At 70.3% G+C, this 18,337-nt stretch carries 16 protein-coding genes; 8 read left to right on the forward strand and 8 right to left on the reverse strand.

Features of this window, described 5'->3' with window-relative positions; genetic code table 11:
• The first annotated feature begins 165 nt into the window (after positions 1–165).
• On the forward strand, positions 166–561 hold the full coding sequence (locus IEZ08_RS37100; protein WP_068927511.1) for a nuclear transport factor 2 family protein: 396 nt from the start codon (positions 166–168) through the stop codon (positions 559–561).
• A gap of 455 nt (positions 562–1,016) precedes the next feature.
• Here IEZ08_RS37100 and IEZ08_RS37105 read toward each other — a convergent pair whose 3' ends face one another.
• Positions 1,017–1,466 (reverse strand): VOC family protein, encoded by a 450-nt coding sequence (locus tag IEZ08_RS37105; protein WP_068927513.1) that lies wholly within the window; start codon positions 1,464–1,466, stop codon positions 1,017–1,019.
• A gap of 62 nt (positions 1,467–1,528) precedes the next feature.
• On the opposite strand from IEZ08_RS37105, the gene IEZ08_RS37110 reads away from it, so the two are divergent.
• On the forward strand, positions 1,529–2,503 hold the full coding sequence (locus tag IEZ08_RS37110; RefSeq protein ID WP_068927515.1) for a TAXI family TRAP transporter solute-binding subunit: 975 nt from the start codon (positions 1,529–1,531) through the stop codon (positions 2,501–2,503).
• Between the two features lie 58 nt (positions 2,504–2,561).
• On the opposite strand, the gene IEZ08_RS37115 is transcribed toward IEZ08_RS37110, so the two are convergent.
• Together IEZ08_RS37115 and IEZ08_RS37120 are read right to left on the reverse strand one after the other, a co-directional pair.
• Complete coding sequence (locus IEZ08_RS37115) at positions 2,562–4,043, reverse strand: sensor histidine kinase (protein ID WP_068927517.1); 1,482 nt, start codon at positions 4,041–4,043, stop codon at positions 2,562–2,564.
• 6 nt (positions 4,044–4,049) lie between these two features.
• Complete coding sequence (locus IEZ08_RS37120) at positions 4,050–4,733, reverse strand: response regulator transcription factor (protein WP_068927519.1); 684 nt, start codon at positions 4,731–4,733, stop codon at positions 4,050–4,052.
• 173 nt (positions 4,734–4,906) lie between these two features.
• On the opposite strand from IEZ08_RS37120, the gene IEZ08_RS37125 reads away from it, so the two are divergent.
• The 5 genes from IEZ08_RS37125 (at position 4,907) to IEZ08_RS37145 (ending at position 9,496) form a co-directional block, all read left to right on the forward strand.
• The gene (locus tag IEZ08_RS37125; protein ID WP_189244044.1) at positions 4,907–5,941 is read left to right on the forward strand and encodes a tripartite tricarboxylate transporter substrate-binding protein; all 1,035 of its coding nucleotides are present in this window, start codon (positions 4,907–4,909) and stop codon (positions 5,939–5,941) included.
• 1 nt (position 5,942) lies between these two features.
• On the forward strand, positions 5,943–6,404 hold the full coding sequence (locus IEZ08_RS37130; protein WP_189244045.1) for a tripartite tricarboxylate transporter TctB family protein: 462 nt from the start codon (positions 5,943–5,945) through the stop codon (positions 6,402–6,404).
• 41 nt (positions 6,405–6,445) lie between these two features.
• Positions 6,446–7,951: a tripartite tricarboxylate transporter permease gene (locus IEZ08_RS37135; RefSeq protein WP_068927522.1), complete on the forward strand. Its 1,506-nt coding sequence runs from the start codon at positions 6,446–6,448 to the stop codon at positions 7,949–7,951.
• 266 nt (positions 7,952–8,217) lie between these two features.
• Positions 8,218–8,937: a class I SAM-dependent methyltransferase gene (locus tag IEZ08_RS37140; RefSeq protein ID WP_229803924.1), complete on the forward strand. Its 720-nt coding sequence runs from the start codon at positions 8,218–8,220 to the stop codon at positions 8,935–8,937.
• A gap of 94 nt (positions 8,938–9,031) precedes the next feature.
• Positions 9,032–9,496, forward strand: a complete 465-nt coding sequence (locus tag IEZ08_RS37145; protein ID WP_189244046.1) for an SgcJ/EcaC family oxidoreductase — start codon at positions 9,032–9,034, stop codon at positions 9,494–9,496.
• 37 nt (positions 9,497–9,533) lie between these two features.
• Here the strand turns inward: IEZ08_RS37145 and IEZ08_RS37150 are convergent, their stop codons facing one another.
• The 5 genes from IEZ08_RS37150 to IEZ08_RS37170 form a co-directional block, all read right to left on the reverse strand.
• Complete coding sequence (locus tag IEZ08_RS37150; protein ID WP_203863388.1) at positions 9,534–12,620, reverse strand: DEAD/DEAH box helicase; 3,087 nt, start codon at positions 12,618–12,620, stop codon at positions 9,534–9,536.
• Positions 12,621–12,767: 147 nt separating this feature from the next.
• Positions 12,768–14,162, reverse strand: a complete 1,395-nt coding sequence (locus tag IEZ08_RS37155) for a hypothetical protein (protein WP_141704275.1) — start codon at positions 14,160–14,162, stop codon at positions 12,768–12,770.
• Positions 14,163–14,223: 61 nt separating this feature from the next.
• Positions 14,224–14,577 (reverse strand): DUF3140 domain-containing protein, encoded by a 354-nt coding sequence (locus tag IEZ08_RS37160; RefSeq protein ID WP_068927534.1) that lies wholly within the window; start codon positions 14,575–14,577, stop codon positions 14,224–14,226.
• A 226-nt stretch (positions 14,578–14,803) separates the two neighbouring features.
• On the reverse strand, positions 14,804–16,078 hold the full coding sequence (locus tag IEZ08_RS37165; protein WP_229803925.1) for an erythromycin esterase family protein: 1,275 nt from the start codon (positions 16,076–16,078) through the stop codon (positions 14,804–14,806).
• Between the two features lie 64 nt (positions 16,079–16,142).
• The gene (locus tag IEZ08_RS37170) at positions 16,143–16,964 is read right to left on the reverse strand and encodes an oxygenase MpaB family protein (RefSeq protein WP_068927536.1); all 822 of its coding nucleotides are present in this window, start codon (positions 16,962–16,964) and stop codon (positions 16,143–16,145) included.
• Positions 16,965–17,130: 166 nt separating this feature from the next.
• Here IEZ08_RS37170 and IEZ08_RS37175 point away from each other — a divergent pair.
• On the forward strand, positions 17,131–18,337 hold a 1,207-nt coding region (locus IEZ08_RS37175), incomplete at its 3' end, for a histidine kinase N-terminal 7TM domain-containing diguanylate cyclase (protein WP_189244049.1).

Consider the following 18,337-nt stretch of genomic DNA (forward strand, 5'->3'; position numbering starts at 1 on the left):
CCGCTGAAGGAACGCATCCATGCCATATCAAACGAGCGACCACCAAATGAGTCACGCTCTTAGGAAAGGGCCGCCAGTGGCGGCTCAGGCGGAGCGGACGCCCGGAAGTGTCCGGGGCAGGCGATAGGGTCCGCAGCGAGCCGGTATCGATCATGAGGAGTCGCTATGGACGTTCATGAAGCCGCTTTGCGCTGGACACAGGTGTGGACCGCGGGGTGGGCACAGAAAGACACCGAAGCCATCGTCGCACGCCAGGCCGGAGACGGCGTTCATTGGTCGACGCCCTTCGGCCCTCCTCACCGAGGACGCGCCGGGCTCAGAAAGTACCTTCAGGAGGCGTTCGCATCAGAGATCGAGCCAACGCAGGCCCGGTTCGCCACACCCCTGGTCCAAGGCGATCAGGCTGCGGCGGAGTACTGGGCGTTGTGCCACTACGACAGCGGCCCTCTGACCATTTCGGGGTGCACGATGCTGCGATTCAATAACGAAGGCCTGGTCGTCGAGTCCCGAGATTATTCGTATGTCACGCCTGGTCACCAGGCTTTCCCGTTCGGCTGGTGAGCTGGGTTCGCCGGTCGGCGATGGGACGCTCCCAAGAGTCGAGCTGGCCCGTCGTCCCGACTCATGATCAGACAGTACGGAGTCAGTGATCAGTGGGGTGAGGGGCCGCGGCAGTTCGGAGAGTGTCTGCGCGGCTGCCGATGCCCATGGAAGTTCCGGGTTCTTCCTGCGGCCCGTGACATCGTCCCGAGTGGGTAATCATCACCGCCATCATCGCGGGGGTCGCGCTGGGTCTCGCCACCCTGATCAAGACCGTGGTGGAACAGTGGCAGGGCGGGATTCAGAGCAATCTCGGCGGCGGTCAGCCCTGAGGCGAACACGCCGCCGACCTGCTCTGTTCGTCGAGACCGCTGGCATGTTGCCTGTTCCGTCCCGGTCAGGCGAGGTGGAGAGGTCGCTGATCAGGCGCTTCTGACGGTGGCCGACGACCTCGGACCGGCGCGCGGAAACCGGCGCTAGACCACGTCGAACTCGTTGCCCTCGGGATCCGCCATCGCCACCGCGTAGTGATCGACCCCGGGCTGTGACAACACCCGCACGACGGACGCCCCCGCCCGGACGAGCCGCTCCACCTCGGCGTCCACCCGCGCCCTGCGGGTCTCCAGCGGCACGTCCTCCCGCCTGCCGCCCACCATCACATCCAGGTGGAACCGGTTCTTGACCACCTTGCCCTCGGGTACCTGCTGAAACCAGATCCTCGGCCCGTGCCCCTCGGGATCGACGATGCTGTCGCTGCAGTCCCCCTCGCCCAGTTCCTCCTCCGGCACCCCGAGACTGCGCCAGTAAGCCCGCCACGTGTCGAATCCACCCGGCGGCGGCTCCACCGTGTAGCGCAGTGCGCCCGCCCAGAACCGGGCCATCCGCTCGGGTGCCGCACAGTCGATGACCAGTTGGTAAGAGACCATGGCAGCCATCCTGCCGGACCCGTCCGACAATCGTTCCGCCCGCTCATCCGTATCATCGCGGCATGGTGCTGAACCTGGAGGGGCTGCGGCTCAGCCGGCGGGCGGTGCTCCTGGCCGCCGGAGGGGTGCTCGCCGGTTGCTCCCGGCAGCCCGAGGTCGACAGGGTCCACCTGCGGCTGGCCACCGGGCCGGCGGGGGCGGTGTACCGGCGCATCGGTGGTTCGCTGGCCGAACACATCTCCGAGCGGGTGCCGGGTGTCACGGTGAGCACCGTGCCGAGCGGGGCGTCCACCGACAACATCCGGATGTTGCGGGCCGGTGAGGTGCACCTCGGGCTGACGAGCCTGGACGCGCTGATCACGGCGGACGGCAGCGCCCCCGGAGGGCTCTCCGCGATCTGCCGGCTCTACGACAGTCACCTGCACCTCGTGGTCATGGCCGGTTCGGTGATCGACGAGTTCCGGGATCTCGAAGGCAGGCGCGTCTCCCTCGGTGCCCGCGGCTCGGGGACCGAGTTCACGTCACTGCGGGTGCTGGAGCTCGGCCGGGTGAACGCCGACGGCCGGTACCTCAGCCAGGCCGAATCGGCGGCGGCGCTGCGCGAGGGCGGGATCGACGCGATGTTCTCCCTGACCGGTGTCCCGACCCCCGCCATCACGGAGCTGGCGCAGCGGCATGCGATCCGGTTGGTCCCGTTGGAGGCGCAGGCGGACGCGCTCTTCGCGGCGTTCCCCGGTCCCTACGCTCCCGCCGTGATCCACGCGACCGCCTACGCCGGTGTCCCGGCCACCCGCACCGTCGCCGTGCCGAACATGCTTCTCGCCCGCGACGACCTGCCCGACGACCTGGTCCACGCCATCACCGGCACGATCTTCACGCACACCGGCAGCATCACCTCCGCCGGTCGCGACGACGCTGACCCCGTTCCCGAGGCCGTTCCCGAGGCGTGGCAGATCAACGTGCGTACCGGGATCTCCACCGCGTCGATCCCGCTCCATCCGGGCGCGGCCGCCTGGTTCCGCGACCGCAAGCGCTGACCGGGACGCCGGCCCGGCCGCCGGGCCCGGGTCGGGGTCCGGTGGCCGGGTACGGGTTTCAGACCGGCGACGGGGCCGGAGCGTCGGACGACGACGCCGCCCTCGGAACGGCCGGCAGCGCGATCACCGCGGCGAATCCGTGCCCGGACCCGTCCGGACGCGGCAGGCCGTCCTCCAACCGCAGCTCTCCCCCGGCCGCCCCGACCAGGTCGGCGCAGATCGCCAGTCCCAGGCCGGTCCCGGCCACGTTCTGGTGCCGCGGCGAGCGCCAGAACCTCCGTAGCGCCTGGGCTCGCTCGGACGCGTCGATGCCCTGGCCGTCGTCACGGACGACGATCGTGACCACGCCTCCGGCCGCGGAGGCGTCACCGCGTCCGGCGCCCGCACCAGCGGGGACGATCCGGGCGGTCACCTCCACCACCCGCGCGTCCGACAGCCGCAGCGCGTTGCTGATCAACTCGTCCAGGATGCTGCCCAGTCCGCCCGGCGGCTCCAGCAACCGCAGTCCCGGCGGCACGTCGACCGTCAGCGTCTGCCCCGCCGTCGCCGTCAACGCCCGCCACCGGTCCACCCGGGTGGCCAGCACCGCGTCGAGATCCACCGGCGACGCCGTCCGCATGCTCTCCATCCGCGCGCTGGCCTGCAACGAGTTCAGCAGCCGCTGCATCGCCTTCAGCTCGTCGACGGCGACGTCGTACACCTGCCGCCCGTCACCGGCCGTGTCCAGGTGCGGTTCCAGGCTCTCCACGGCGAGCCGGAGGCTGGTCAGCGGATTGCGCAGTTGATGCGACGCGTCGGACACGAACGCCCGCTGCCGCTGCGCGGCGTTCTCGACCGCGTCCATCATGGTGTTGAACGACTCCGCCAGCCGCCGCAGCTCGGCCGGGCCGGCCTCGGCGTCCGCCCGGATGGTGAGGTCTCCCCGGGAGATCCGCGAGCTCGCCGCGTCCAGTTCCCGTACCGGCCGCAGCACCCACGCCGAGACCGGCCAGGCGACGGCCACCAGAGCGATCAACGGCAGCAGCCCGAGCCCGGCGAGCTGTGCCCACCGTACGAGGATGCGATGGCGTGTCTTCGACAGGTCGGAGATCGTCACGACGGCGCCGACGACCTCGCTATCCCGGCCCACCGGTTCCGCGACCACGAGGGCGGAGTCGTCCCACGGCGCCCATTTCCCGGATGGTTCGGGTCTCGTCCCGGACAGCGCCGCGGTCACGATCCGGGGCAGCCCCGGCTCGGCCCGCGCCGCCTCCCGATAGGCGTCCGCCGGGCCGAGCAGCACCGTGCCCGACATGCCGATCACCGCGACCGGGATGCCGTACAGCTCGTGATAGCGCGCCAGCTCCTGCTGGAGCGCCTCGGTCCGCCCCGTTGTCAGCGCGGTCTCGGCCAGCGACGCGAACCGGCCGACGTCGTTGAGCCGGTCGACGTACGTCTCCTGCATCTCCCGCTCGGCCACGGTGACACTCAGCGGCACCCCGAGCGCCGCGACGAGCAGCACCGCGAGGGGTACCAGGACGACGAGCAGGCGGCGGTGCACGGCGCGTCAGCCGATCAGCTCCGGCCGCTCGGCCTGGAGCCGGTAGCCGACTCCGTGGATCGTGCGGATGAGCACCGCCGGTCCGAGTTTGTGCCGTAACGCCGCGATGTGGGTGTCCAGGGTGCGGCTTGAGGACTCCCAGGTCGCACCCCAGATCTGGTCGAGGATGACGTCGCGGCTCACCACGTTCGGCGCCCTGCGGCCCAGCAGCAGGAGCAGCTCGAACTCCTTGCGGGTCAGCGTCACGGGCGTGCCGTCGACCGTCACCTCGCGGGTACCGACGCCGATCCGTACCGGGCCGAGGACGAGCGGCTCGTCCGGGTGGCTGAGTGCGCGGGCCGTCCGGGTACGGCGCAGGACGGCGTCGATCCGGGCCAGCAGTTCCGGGATGCCGAACGGCTTCACGATGTAGTCGTCGGCGCCGGCGCGCAGGCCGCGGACCCGCTCGTGCTCCTCGGACCGTGCCGTCACGGCGATGACGGCGGTCTCCGGGCGGTCACGCAGCTTGCGGATCACGTCGAGTCCGTCGCCGTCGGGCAGCCCCAGGTCGACGAGGACCACATCGGACGGGGCGGCGCGTACGGCCTCCGCGGCGGTGGCGACACGGTGGACCTCGAACCCCGCCTGAGCCAGGACGGTCACCAGGCTCCGCGCCACGCGGTCGTCATCTTCGATGATGGTGATCCGCATACCGGATTGTACGGCCCGCACCGAGGCTCGCGTTAGCCCTCCAGTTCTTGGGATTTACCTGACGTCTGACGCATTCCTTGGGATTCCTCTGACACCATCCCGGCCTCCGTCAGCCGAAACTGGGGCCGCGCACTCACCGACGAACGCGGATGCGCTGACGAGGAGGCCGCGATATGAGAACGACCAGCAGGTACCGGGCCGCCGCGCGGATGATCGCCGCGATCGGCGTCGTCTCGCTCGTCGCCGCCTGTTCCGGAAGCGGCGGAACCACCGGCGGCGCCACTGACGGAACCACCGGCGGCGGCTACCCGGACCGGAACATCACCATCGTCGTGCCGTTCAGCGCGGGCGGCCCGACGGACACCGTCACCCGCATGATCGCCGAGCCGATGGCCGCCAAGCTCGGCGGCAAGATCGTCGTCCAGAACGTCGAGGGCGCGGGCGGCACGGTCGGCGCCGGCGAGGTCGCGCAGGCCGAGCCAGACGGTTACACCGTGCTCATGCACCACATCGGCATGTCCACGGCGCCCGCCCTCTACAAGGACCTGGGGTACAAGCCGCTCGAGAGCTTCGAGATGGTCGGGCTCGTCACCGAGGTACCGATGACGATCGTCGCCCGCAAGGACTTCGGGCCCGCGACACTCCAGGACCTCGTGAGCCACGTGAAGGCGAACGCCGGCAAGGTCACGCTGGCCAACGCCGGCATCGGCGCCGCGTCCCACCTGTGCGGCCTGCTGTTCCAGACCGCCGCCGGCGTCAAGCTCCAGGAGGTTCCGTATGAGGGCACCGGCCCCGCGCTGACCGACCTCGTCGGCGGCCAGGTCGACTTCATGTGCGACCAGACGACCAACACCAGCGGCCAGATCTCCGCGGGCGAGGTGAAGGCGTACGCGGTCACCACTCCGGAGCGGGTGCAGAGCCTGCCCGACCTGCCCACCACCGCCGAGGCCGGGCTGCCCGGCCTCCAGGTCAGCGTGTGGCACGGCCTCTACGTCCCGAAGGGCACGCCGCAGGAGGTCGTCCAGAAGTTGTCCGAGGCGCTGAAGACGGCGCTGGCCGACCAGAAGGTCGTCGACCAGATGGCCAAGCTCGGCACCGCGCCGGTCCCGGCCGAGGACGCGACCCCGCAGGCGCACCGGGCCAAGCTCGAAGAGCAGCTCGGCACCTGGGCGAAGGTCATCGCCGACGCCGGCGTCAAGGCCTCCTGAGGTGGAGCGACGCCGGTCCCTCCCGGACATCCTCGCCGGGGGAGTCTTCGTCCTGATCGGCGGCGCGTTCGTGGCGGGGTCGCTCGGCTACGAGCTGGGCACCCCGCTGCGGATGGGTCCCGGCGCCTTCCCCCTGCTGGTCGGCGCGATCGTGGCCGCGCTGGGTCTGGCGGTCGTCGTCAAGGGACTCGTCGCCGGCGAGGTGGTCGCGTTCGGGCCGGTTCCCTGGCGCGCGGTCACCGTCATCGTGCTCGCGATCCTGTTCTTCGGGTTCACCGTACGGGGTCTCGGGTTCATCCCGGCGTCGGCGGTGACCGCCCTGCTCACCACGCTGGCCAGCAGGCGCGTACGGCCTCTCACGGCCGTGGCCGTGACCGCCGGGCTGACCGCGGCCGGCACGCTCATCTTCGTCGTCGGTCTTCAGCTGCGGATCCCGCTGTGGGGCCCGTGGCTGGGGTTCTGACGCGGCATCCGGAATCTCCGACGCTCGACCCGGAATGAGGCATGGACCTTCTCGACAACCTCGCACTGGGCTTCTCGACCGCCCTCCTGGTCCAGAACGTCGTCTACTGCTTCGTGGGAGTACTGCTCGGGACGGCGGTCGGGGTGCTGCCCGGCATCGGGCCGACGGCGACGGTGGCGATGCTGCTGCCGATCACGTTCAGCTTCGAGCCGGTGACGGCCCTGATCATGCTGGCCGGGATCTACTACGGCGCGCAGTACGGCGGCTCGACGACCGCCATCCTGATCAACCTGCCCGGTGAGTCGTCGGCGGCGGTCACCGCGCTGGACGGGCACGAGATGGCCCGGCAGGGCCGGGCGGGCGCGGCGCTGGCCACCGCCGCGGTCGGGTCCTTCGTCGCCGGTACGGTGGCCACCGTCGTGCTGGCCGTCGCGGCCCCGCCGCTGGCCCGCGTCGCTCTGCGGTTCGGCCCGGCCGAATACTTCTCGCTGGTGCTGTTCGGCCTGATCGTGTCGATCGCGCTGGCGCGCGGCACGGCGCTCAAGGCCCTGGCGATGATCATGCTGGGGGTCCTGTTCGGCACGGTCGGACAGGACATCTACACGGGCACGCCCCGGTTCGTGTTCGGCCGGCGCGAGCTGTACGGCGGCATCGACTTCGTGTCGGTCGCCGTCGGCATGTTCGGGGTGGCCGAGATCCTGCGCAACCTGGAGAACGAGCGGGCGCGCGCGGCGATCGTCGGCAGGGTGAGCAACCTCTGGCCGACCCGCGAGGACCGGCGCCGGATCGTCGGCCCGATCCTGCGGGGCACGGGTCTCGGCGCCGCGCTCGGTGTCCTGCCGGGCGGTGGCCACGTGCTGGCCTCGTTCACCTCGTACGCCGTCGAGAAGCGGATCTCCAAGCGGGGGCAGGAGTTCGGGCACGGCGCGATCGAGGGCGTCGCCGGTCCCGAGTCGGCGAACAACGCCGCCGCGCAGACGTCGTTCATCCCGCTGCTCACCCTGGGCCTGCCCGCCCACCCGGTCATGGCGCTGATGGTCGGCGCGTTCATCGTCCACGGCATCACCCCCGGCCCGAACGTCATCGTCGACGAACCGGCGCTGTTCTGGGGCCTGATCGCGTCGATGTGGATCGGCAACGTGCTGCTCGTGCTGCTGAACCTGCCGCTGATCGGCATATGGGTGCGCATGTTGCGCATCCCGTACCAGGTGCTGTTCCCGATGATCATCCTGTTCGCCTCGATCGGGACGTACTCCCTGGGGTTCAACGCGTACGACGTCTACGCGATCGTCTTCTTCGGACTCCTGGGCTACGTCCTGATCAAGTGCGGCTGCGAGCCGGCGCCGCTGCTGCTCGGCTTCGTCCTCGGCCCCCTGCTGGAGGAGAACCTGCGGCGGGCGCTCATCATCTCCCGCGGTGACGCGTCGGTCTTCCTGACCCGGCCGATCTCCGCGGTGCTCCTGGTCCTGGCCGTGGCGGCGCTCGTCGTCGCCGTCCTCCCGGCGATCCGCAGGCGCCGCGAGGTCGTGTTCACGGAGGAGGAGTAGGGACTCCCGAGCCGCGGATGGGGATGGCGTCCACGGATCGGAGTCGTGGGGCGGCGTCAGCCCGAAGTGGTCGTCCAGCCAGGCGAGGTACTCGCCGTGGCCGTCGGTGTGGTCCTCTTCTGCGCGCTCGATCCCGTCGAGGTGGGAGCCGTCGAGGGCGAGCAGCCGGAACAGGTCGCGCAGGTCGGACGCCCCATACGGAGGTCCCGGGTGGAGGTCCCGATCGGAAGCCCCGCTCGGAGTGATCGTGGACTACTGTCTCGGTCGTGATCGAATCCCCCTGCCTGGACACCACCCGGACGGCCTACGACACCGTCGCCGCCGAGTACTCCGCGCTGTTCCGCACCGCGCTCGACGCCAGGCCGCTGGACCGTGCGATGCACGCCGCGTTCGCCGAGTTCGTGCGGGCCGCCGACGCCGGGCCGGTCGCCGATCTCGGGTGCGGTCCCGGTCACGGTACGGCGCACCTGCACTCGCTCGGGGTGCCCGTCTTCGGCGTCGACCTGTCACCGACGATGATCACCCTGGCCCGTGAGACCTATCCGGACCTGCGGTTCGACGAAGGATCGATGACCGCTCTCGATCTGAGGGACGGCACCCTCGGCGGCGTCCTCTCCTGGTACTCCGTCATCCACACCCCGCCGGAGCTGCTGCCGACGGTGTTCGCCGAGTTCCATCGGGTGCTGGCGCCGGGTGGATATCTGCTCCTCGGCTTCTTCTCCCACGACGAGCCGGAGCACCCGGCCGAGCCGTTGCCGTTCGACCACAAGGTGACGCTCGCCTACCGGTGGCCGCCCGGCCGCATCACCGATCTGGTGCGCCGGGCCGGGCTTGAGGTGACCGCCTGGATGGTGCGCGAGCCCGAGGAGGGTGAGAGGTTCCTGCATGCCCGCCTCCTGTTCCGCAAACCGAGCGAACCGACCGAGCCGACCGAACCGACCGAACCGACCGAGCCGGCCGAGCCGACCGAGCCGATCGAATCGTGACCGCCGGGCGGCGGCCCGGAGAATGCGCTTCTCGCCGAAACGGCCTTGAACTAGGGTGAGACCCACCACCCGAGCCGCCGCTCCTGGAGGCCTCATGGCCGACGACTCCGCCGTCCGCGATCTCTACTCCCGGCTGCTGGACGCCTGGAACCACCGCGACGCCAGGGCCTATGCCGCGCTGATCGCCGACGACGGCACGATCATCGGATTCGACGGCAGCATCGAGACGGGCGGCAAGGAGGTCGAGGAGCACCTCGCCGGCATCTTCGCCGACCACCCCACCGCCTCCTACGTCGCCAAGGTGCGCGAGGTCCGCCCGCTCGGCCCGGACACGGTGCTGCTGCGGGCCATCTCCGGCCTGGTCCCGCCCGGCGCCGACGACCTGAACCCGGCCGCGAACTCCCACCACACCCTCATCGCGGAGCGGCACGGCGACACCTGGCGGATCGTCCTGTTCCAGAACACCCCGGCCGCCTACCACGGCCGCCCCCACCTCGTCGATCAGCACACCACCGAGCTCCGCGAGCTTCTTGAGGAACAGCAGCCCCGCCTTCCGTGACCCCGGCCTCCCGCCGGCTTCCGCGGGGAGAGCAGAGCTATCCCGCGACGGCGGCGCGCCGGAACAGGTCGGCGGGCATCTCCTCGTCCAGCTGCCAGGTGATGGCCATGGGGCGTTCGCCCCGGTGTTCCACGTAGCGGGCGGTGCCGTGGAAGACGAACGGTTCGGGGTGCCGGTTCTCGTTCTCCTTGCGTTCCCGGGTGAACAGCAGGATGTGGCTGCCCTCGCGCGCATGGTTCTGATAGCGCAGACCGGTCACCGACCCCGCGCTGGTGCGGTGTTGCGACTCCCAGTGGAACAGGGTCGGAGTGAGCGCGAAGTCCCGGTACATCGTCTGCGGTGAGAACTCCTTCTCGCTCTTGTGCAGGGTGACCAGGAGCGCGTCACACCGCGTAGCGGGACTCCAGGCGACACCCTCACGCATGGTCGACGGCGTGGGGCCTGCCAGCGTCGCCCAGCCGAGGGCGGCGAGGATCTCGTCGGCCGAGTAGCGCGCGTTGACCGCGAGCGGGATCGCGCCCAGCGGCTCGGGAAGAGGCTTGGTCACGTGGCGGGGGCGTTCGGTCCCGTACAGGAGCACCTGCCGGATCTCCTCGCACAGGGCGGGCTCACCGCGCAGCCGTACGAACGCCTCGTCATAGGAGGTGAAGCCGCCGCCGTCACGCCAGAACGAGAAGAACAACATCCGGGCGAACGCCTGATCGATCGGGGAGCACTCGTCGTAGCGTGGGCCGTCGGGCTGCAACAGCCTGGTGTAGGCCTCGGCCCGGCGGCGGTCGTCCACCGGGAGCAGGGCCCGCACGCGACGTCCGAGTGCTTCCTCCATGGGAGAGGCGTCGCCGCCGAGCAGGCCGCTACGGCGCAGCAACCACGTCCAATAGCGCTGGTTGCGGTAGAGGTCGCCGATGTCCCGCCCGCTGGCTTCGAGATAGTCGATGAGAGAGGTCTCCGCGCAGGAACGGATCTCCTGGGTGAGCATGGGGACCGTGGCGCCGAGGTGGGTCTTGAGCTCGGCGAGCAGACGGTCCTTGGTGACCCGGTCCAGGACGATCTGACAACCCGACGGCAACAGCGGAAACTCGTCCTTCACCTGCCGTTCCAGCCGTCCGCGGGCGAACCCGGTCAGTGCCTGGAAGCGGTTCCCGAACCGGTACTCCTTGCGGTGCTGGCCGACGAAGTCCAGCACCGTCAGCACCTCCTTGTCAGGAGTACGGCGCAGCCCGCGGCCGAGCTGCTGGAGGAAGACGGTCGCGCTCTCGGTCGGCCGCATCAGGAGCAGGGTGTTGACGTCGGGAACGTCGAGACCTTCGTTGAACAGGTCCACCGCGAACAGGAACGTGACCTCTCCGTCCCGCAGAGCCTTCAGCGCGGCCCGGCGGGAGGCGTCGTCGGTCGTCCCGTCCACCGCCAGCGATGCCAGGCCCGCCGAGGTGAAGAAGTCGGCCATGAACCGCGCATGCCGTACCGAGACGCAGAAACCCAGCCCGCGGACCGCCGTCAGATCACTGACCTTGTCCAGCAGCGCGTTGAACACCAGCCGGGCACGGGCGGTGTCGCCGGTGAACACGTTGTCCAGTGCCCCGCTGTCATAGGAGCCACGCGACCACTTCACCTCGCTGAGGTCGGTCTCGTCGTTGATCCCGAAGTAGTGGAACGGGCAGAGCAGATCGGCGTCCAGCGCGTCCCACAGTCGCAGCTCGGAGGCGATGCGCCCGTCGAAGAACTCGTCCTGCACCCAGGTGCCGTCGGCCCGCTCGGGAGTGGCGGTGAGGCCGAGGAGTTCCTTCGGCCTGAGGTGATCGATGATCTCCCGATAGCTGCGTGCGGCGGAGTGGTGGAACTCGTCGATGACCACGACATCGAAGTGATCGGGTTCGAAGGTGCCGATGCCCCGGGAGGTGAGCGACTGGACGGAGGCGAACACGTGCCGCCAGTGCCGGGCCCGTTCGTCCCCGACGTGGAGTTCCCCGAAGTCGGATGCGGCCAGCACCTGCCGGTAGGTGCCCAGTGCCTGCTTGAGGATCTCCCGACGGTGCGCGACGAACAGCAGGGACGGCTGCGGGCCGAGGTGTTGCCGCAGGTTGCGGTAGTCGAAGGCGGCCACCACCGTCTTGCCGGTTCCGGTCGCCGCCACGAGCAGGTTGCGGTGCCGATCGTGGACGGTCCGTTCGATGTCCAGGTCCTCCAGCATCTCCCGTTGGTGCGGGAAGGGGTGGGGGACCAGCGCGGGGATGTCGAAGAGCCGCTCACCGGCCCCGGAGCGGGAGAGGGCCTCGTCGAGGCGCTCGCCGTCGGTCTCCGGGTCGTACGACTCGAACTCCGGCCGGTTCCAGTAGGAGTCGAAGGTGGCCTCGAATTTGTCCAGCAGCCGCGGGGTGGTCACCGACGACAGGCGGACGTTCCATTCCAGGCCGTCCAGCAGGGCCGCGCGTGAGAGGTTGGAGCTGCCGACGTAGGCGGTGTCGAAGCCGGTACGGCGGCGCAGCAGCCAGGCCTTGGCGTGCAGCCGGGTCGAGTTCTGCTCGTAACTGATCCGGACCTCGGCCCCGAAGTCACGCGTCAGCCGGTCCAGCGCGCGCCGTTCGGTCGCCCCCATGTAGGTGGTGGTGATGATCCGCAGCGGCACGCCCCGGCGGCGCAGCTCGGCGAGTGACCGTTCCAGGATGCGCAGGCCGGACCACTTGACGAACGCGCACAGCAGATCCACCCGGTCGGCACTGGCCAGCTCCGCCGCCAGCTCGTGCGCCAGGTTCGGGTCCTCCCGGGCGTTGGTGAGCAGCGCCGCCTCCGACAGCGAGGTCAGCGGCCGAGGGGGTGGGGCCGCTCCGGGCACGTCCCTGACGACCGAGAGCAGCTTGCTGGGGCCGCTCTCGACGACCTCGGGATCGGCGAGCTGACGCAGCAGCCGATTGGCCAGCTCGACCTGCTCATCGGGGGTCCTGAGGACGGCGAGCGCCTGGGCGGCGGTCTCTCCGATGAACCGGCCGAGCAGGTGGGCCACTTCCTCCCTGTCGACCTGCGAGGTCTCCACGACGTGCCCCCTGTCGCGCCAGGAGGCCACACGTTGATCGAGCCGCCGGGTGAGCAGCGAGTCATAGAGGCCGACAACAGGTACGTCGTCCACGGGTAGACGCCTCTCCTCCATGCCGCCGCCGGAAGGCAATCGCCTGATCCACTTGATCGAAGATCAACATAACCTCCCTCCCATGAAGATCACCGGTAAACGGGGAAGGGCATGCTCTGATCTCGCGGGAATCGCCGCGGGGCGTGGTCAGCGCTTCAGGTTCACCGTACGGTCGCCCCCGCCGGGGAACGACATGATCAGCAGGTGCTGGGAGTCGTCGCGTTCCGAGACGCGGTAGTGGAGGCGGATCCGGTAGTGGCCCCTGCCCAGCCCGGCGAGATCGGGCAGGGGAGCCCCGCCCATCTGGTCGGCGAACTCGATCCGGCCGGACGAGGTCCCCAGGCCGAACTCGGCCACCCGGTCCCAGCCCCCGGTCTCCACCGGCGGCCGGCGCCGGTAGAGCTCGATGGTCACGCAGACGTCCATGTCGGAATCGACGAGCACGTTGGCGACCCCGTACGACGCCGCCACCAGCCCGTCCCGCTGCGCGGCCTCCAGCAGGTCGAAGCTGTACTCGGCGGGGTCGGCATCGGCGGGAACGGTGACGTCGCCGTCACCGTAGCCCTCCAGCACGCCGTAGTCCGTCCAGATCCGCTCGCGGAACACCTTGAGCGGCCGGAGGCGGGGCCGGTGCCGGGGCGCCTGATCGCACTTGCGCTGCTCCTGCGCCTCCCACTCGTCCATCTCCCGGCTCTGCCGTTCCTGGTGCGCCCGCAGGTCCGCCGCCGCCCGGGGGCAGATCCCGGACAGGGCGCCGCTCATCGACACGACATGGATGCCGTCCCGCTCCTGAATCCGGGTGATCTCCACCGGGTCGTTCCTGACGTACGCCTCGCACAGTCGCCGCCCGAAGGTCAGCAGTTCCCGGTCGGGCAACCGCCGGTAGGGCTCGTCGCCGCCCCGCCGTACCTCGCAGACGAAGTCGCTCGCCCTCCTGGTGCCGAAGGGGTCGGAGCCGCGCGCGTTCTCCGGGCAGTCGGACACCGCCCCGGGCACGTAGTCGCCCGCGGGCAGGAACGTCAGGAGCACGAGGGGGACCAGCACCGCCGCGACCCGGCGCAGCGGGCCTCTGGGGCGGGGCACCCGCGTGGCGGCGAGCATGCAGGCGGCGGCCAGCAGTGGGGGGAGACACGGCCCGACGAAGAAGAAGAGCGCTCCGGACGCACCGCCCCAGACGTCCAGGCAGCCGTCTCCGACGACCATGTCCCAGGCGAACGCGAGCGGCCACACACCGTACGCGGCCCACAGCGCGGCGGCGAGGAACCACGCGCTCCAGCGCCCCGGCCGGGTGCGTCCGCGCCGCAGCCCGATCCAGGCCACCAGCAGTCCCAGGACGACCGCGGGCGCCCCGCCGTACCAGACCACCGGCAACCAGGTGGGGACCAGGTCCACCGGGACCAGGTAGATCACCTGGGGCCCCGCGCACCGCTCCCCCCACCCTGAGATGATCAGCCCGCCCGGGTGGAGGAACCGGTCCGCGACCACGCCGGACAGTGCGACGAGGACAGCCGTCCCCCACCAGATCCATGATCTACGCGACACCCGCAGGAACCTATCGTGCGGTGCGGACGAATCGGTCTCCGCGGTGCGGCGGGTGTGGCGGTCAGGTCTCCGTCCGGGGAGGCCTGAGGGGGTCGTGTCCGACCGCCATCAGGGCCCGGCGGCGGCTGTCGTCCTGCACGTTGGCGGAGGCGTGGGCCTCCGCGTCCTCGGCGACGCTCATGACGCGCCGCATCGTCTCGATGTCGTCCGAGGTGAGATCGACCTTGCGCTTCCCGAGGATGTCCAGCACCTCCCGGCCGAGGCCGGGCATCCACTGGCCGGGGTCGGCCGGGGAGCCCTCCTCGCCGGAGCCGGTGGCCATCAGGAAGGCCCGCAGTTCCTCCGACGTCATGTTCACGAAGTCGTGGAACTCCTGCCACAGCCGGTCGAGGTCCGGGTCGGAACGGTCGGTCATGGTGCTCTCCTGTCTCGTACGGGGTCCGGTACGGCTACCGCGCGGGACCCGGCACGGCCTCGCCCCCGGATGCGGGCCGCGAGAACGGCGGGCTCGGCTCCCGTCCCCTCACCGGATCTCCCGTTCCCGCCAGGGACTGGGAAACGCCCCGAATGCCGACATATAGCCATGCCTTTCCGTCGCCTCGACGAACCACATCGCAGACCCGCTCACATCGCAGACCCGCTCACACCGCGGCCGGGAACGTCTCCAGTTCCTCGTCCTCCGGCGGCTCACCGTGCAACGGGTGCAGGGCCTCGCTCCGGTCCAGCCAGAGGAACGCGTCGTAGCGGCGGCCGAGCACCGTCGGGACGTAGTTCCCCCACCTCTCGCGGTCGGGGTGGTAGACCACCCCGACGGCGCGGTGGCTCATCGGCCGGTCGTACCAGTCGGGCCGGTCCCCGGCCGGGGGCACGACGAACAGCGCCCGCTCCAGCCCGGTGGCGTGCAGCAGGGACTCCAGCGACGCGGGCCGCGCCGGTGGGACCCGCATGACCTGGGAGGGCGCGCCCCACCGCTCCGCCGCCACCACCGCGCCCTGGTAGGTGCCGAACCCGACCAGCACCGCGTCGTCCCCGTACCGCTCCCGGGCCAGCTGCCCGAGGTTGGTCATCCCGGCGGCGGCCATGTCGGTGGCGCGGGCGTCGCCGATGTGGGTGTTGTGGGCCCAGACGACGCCCCGGACGCCGTCGCCGTAGAAGTCCGTCAGCCGGTCGAGGGTGTCGGCCATGTGGATGTCGCGGACGTTCCACGACTCGGGGCCGCTGCGGACCATCGCCCGGTAGTACTCCTCCGCCCCGGCCACCACCTCGGCGTTCTGCCGTACGGCGAAGCCTCCCTCGTCCTCCGGCGCCGCGGCGCTCACCGCCGACAACATGTCGACGACCTCCTTCTCGCAGGAGTCGGGGAGCAGCCGCATGGCCAGGCCGTACTGCTGCGGGTCGTGCCCGTAGGCCTCAAGGCAGTGCAGCGCGTCCAGGACAGTGTCGAGCTGCTCGGGCAGGTGCCGGGTCGCGTAGCGGCGTACGGCCCGCAGCGAGTCCCACAGACTGTAGACGTCCAGGCCGTGGAAACCGCAGCGCCGCTCCTCCGGCCGGGACTCGTTCCACCGGCGCAGCCAGCGGCAGAAGTCCACGACCTCCTCGTTGGCCCACATGAACGTGGGCCAGCGGGCGAAACCGTACAGGGCGTCGTAGGGGCTCTCGGCACCGGTCTGGGTGACCGACCGGTGCACGCGGTCGCAGTCGGGCCAGTCGCCCTCGACCCCGACGAACCGGAAGTCCTTCTCCTCGATCAGGCGGCGGGTGAGCGCGGCCCGCCAGGAGTAGAAGTCGTGCGTACCGTGGCTCGCCTCGCCGATGAGGACGTAGCGCGCGTCGCCGACGCGTTCGAGCAGCGGGTCGAGGTCGTCGGGGGCGGCCAGCGGCAGAGCCGACCGCCTGATCTCGTCGGGAGCCGTCACCGCTCCTCCTCCCCGGAGTCCCGAAGAATCCCGGTGGTTCCTCCGGGAGCCCCCTGAGGCCGTCCTACCCGGCCTGCGCGGCCCCATGCGAGGGACGGCGCCTGGCGGCGAACCGCTTGCGCATCTCGTGCAGGTAGTAGTCGCGGGGCAGGGTGCGCACCCGCATGGGCAGGCGCGGGTAGACGACGGCCAGCGTCCGCATGAGCAGCATGAAACGCGCCTGCCGGAGGGGGGACCAGCGCCAGCCGTACTGCCTGCGGATCGGCTCGGGCATCAGGCCCGCGGTGATGAGCCGGATCGCCGGCAGCCCTCCTCGCAGGTGCCAGGGCAGGGCCGTGGGGTGGAGCACCTGGTCGGCGACGGCCCGCGAGGCATCGCTGATCTTCAGCGTGTTGAGCATGTCCGCGTAGTAGACCCGGAAGTCGGCGTAGGTGGCCGGGAGCATCTCCTCCGGGCAGCCGAGGATCGTGGCGAAGACCTTCGACTGCTCGTAGTAGGCGGCCAGTTCGGCGTCGTCGAGCTTGCGGAACAGGAGCTCGTAGATGTGCACGCCGGTGGCGAAGAGCGTGGCGGCGACCCAGACCTGGAGTTCGGGGTCGTTGGCCTGGTAGCCGGGTCCGGTCACCTTGCCGTGCATGCGCGTCACGATGGCGCTCAGCGTCTCGGCCTCCTCGCGGGTGCCCCACGACACGGCGTAGACCCACTGCATGGTGCCGCGGAGCCGGCCGAGCGGGTCCTCGGCGGTGTAGCTGTGGTCGTAGACGCCTTGGGCCACCTTGGGGTGGGCCGTCTGCAGCAGTGACGCCGCCCCTCCGGCGGCGATCAGGATGCCTTCCCGGGCGACCACGCGGATCAGGTCGTCATCCTCGAACAGTCCGTTGTTCATGCAATCATCGTAAGTAAGTCATTACTTCCATTCAAGGGCTCACCCATCTATCGGCAGACACCCGGCCACATCCGAGCAAAAACACCCATCGTGAATCCCTCATGTCGGAGGGTCACCTCTCCGATGGACAACAGGAGGTTCACGAGAGATCCACGGAGGGATCGGGATGCTGGGACTGCCGTTCCTGGTCCTGCTTTTCATGCTGGCCACGGCCGTTGGCGCCGCGATGACCGCCATCGGCTGGCGGCGGCGGAAGGCTGCCCCGGCGGTCGCGGCGCTGGCGCTCCTGTCCGCGGCGATCGTGGCGTGGTCGGCGGCGGACGCCCTGGCCTTCCTCGTTCACGACGCCGTGGTCGGGCACCTGCTGCGGGTGATCAAGTTCATCGGCGTGTGCGTCATCCCGGCGGGATTCTTCTGCCTGTCCCTGGCCGTGCTCGACCGCGCGTGGCGGCTGCCGCGCCGTACGGCCCTGCTACTGATGATCGAACCGGTGCTCATCCTGGTCATGAACGTGACCGACCCCTGGCACAACCTGTTCTTCCTGCAGCCCGACCCGGCCGATCCCATCACCTTCACCAGGCCCGATTTCGGCCCGCTGTTCTGGGTCCACACCGCCTACAGCTACCTCCTGCTCGCCGTCGGCGTGGCACGGCTGCTCCGCGGGTGGGTACGGGGTCCACGGGCCCAGCGCAAACTGATCGGCGCCATCCTGCTCGGCGCCATCCTGCCGGGCCTGGCCAACATCGTCGCCCTCGCGTGGGGCGACTACGCCACGGACATGACGCCCATCGGCTTCTGCGTCACCGCGGTCACCACCTACTGGGCGCTCGTCCACCACTCACTGCCGGAAATGATCCCCGTGGCCCGGGAGCGCGTCTTCGACCTGATCGGCGACACGGTCGCCACCATCGACGCCACCGGCCGGATCCTCGACCTCAACTCCGCCGCCGAGCACATGCTCCGCCGGCTGGCGCCCGACCTCCCCGACCGGCTCGTCGGGCACTCGTTCGAGAAGGAGTTCGGCGGGCTGCCGTACGCCGACGGCGGGGAGAGCGACCTGATCCTCACGGACCGCGAAGGGCGGCGGCTGGAGCTGAACGTACGCACCAGCCCGCTCCACGACAACCGGAGGGAACGCGTCGGCTGGGTCATGGTCATCCGGGACGTCACCGCGATCAACGGTCAGCGGCGGGAGCTGGAGCAGGCCAACGCCCGCCTGCACGAGCAGTTGCGCACCATCGAGCTGCTCCGGGCCGATCTGGCCGAGCAGGCGGTGCGCGATGCGCTGACCGGGCTGCACAACCGCCGTCATTTGATGGAGGAGCTGGCCCGGCTGGCGGCCGAGTGCGCGCTCCAGGGCCGGCCGTTGAGTG

The organism is Planobispora rosea (genome assembly GCF_014648175.1).
Lineage (GTDB): Bacteria > Actinomycetota > Actinomycetes > Streptosporangiales > Streptosporangiaceae > Planobispora > Planobispora rosea.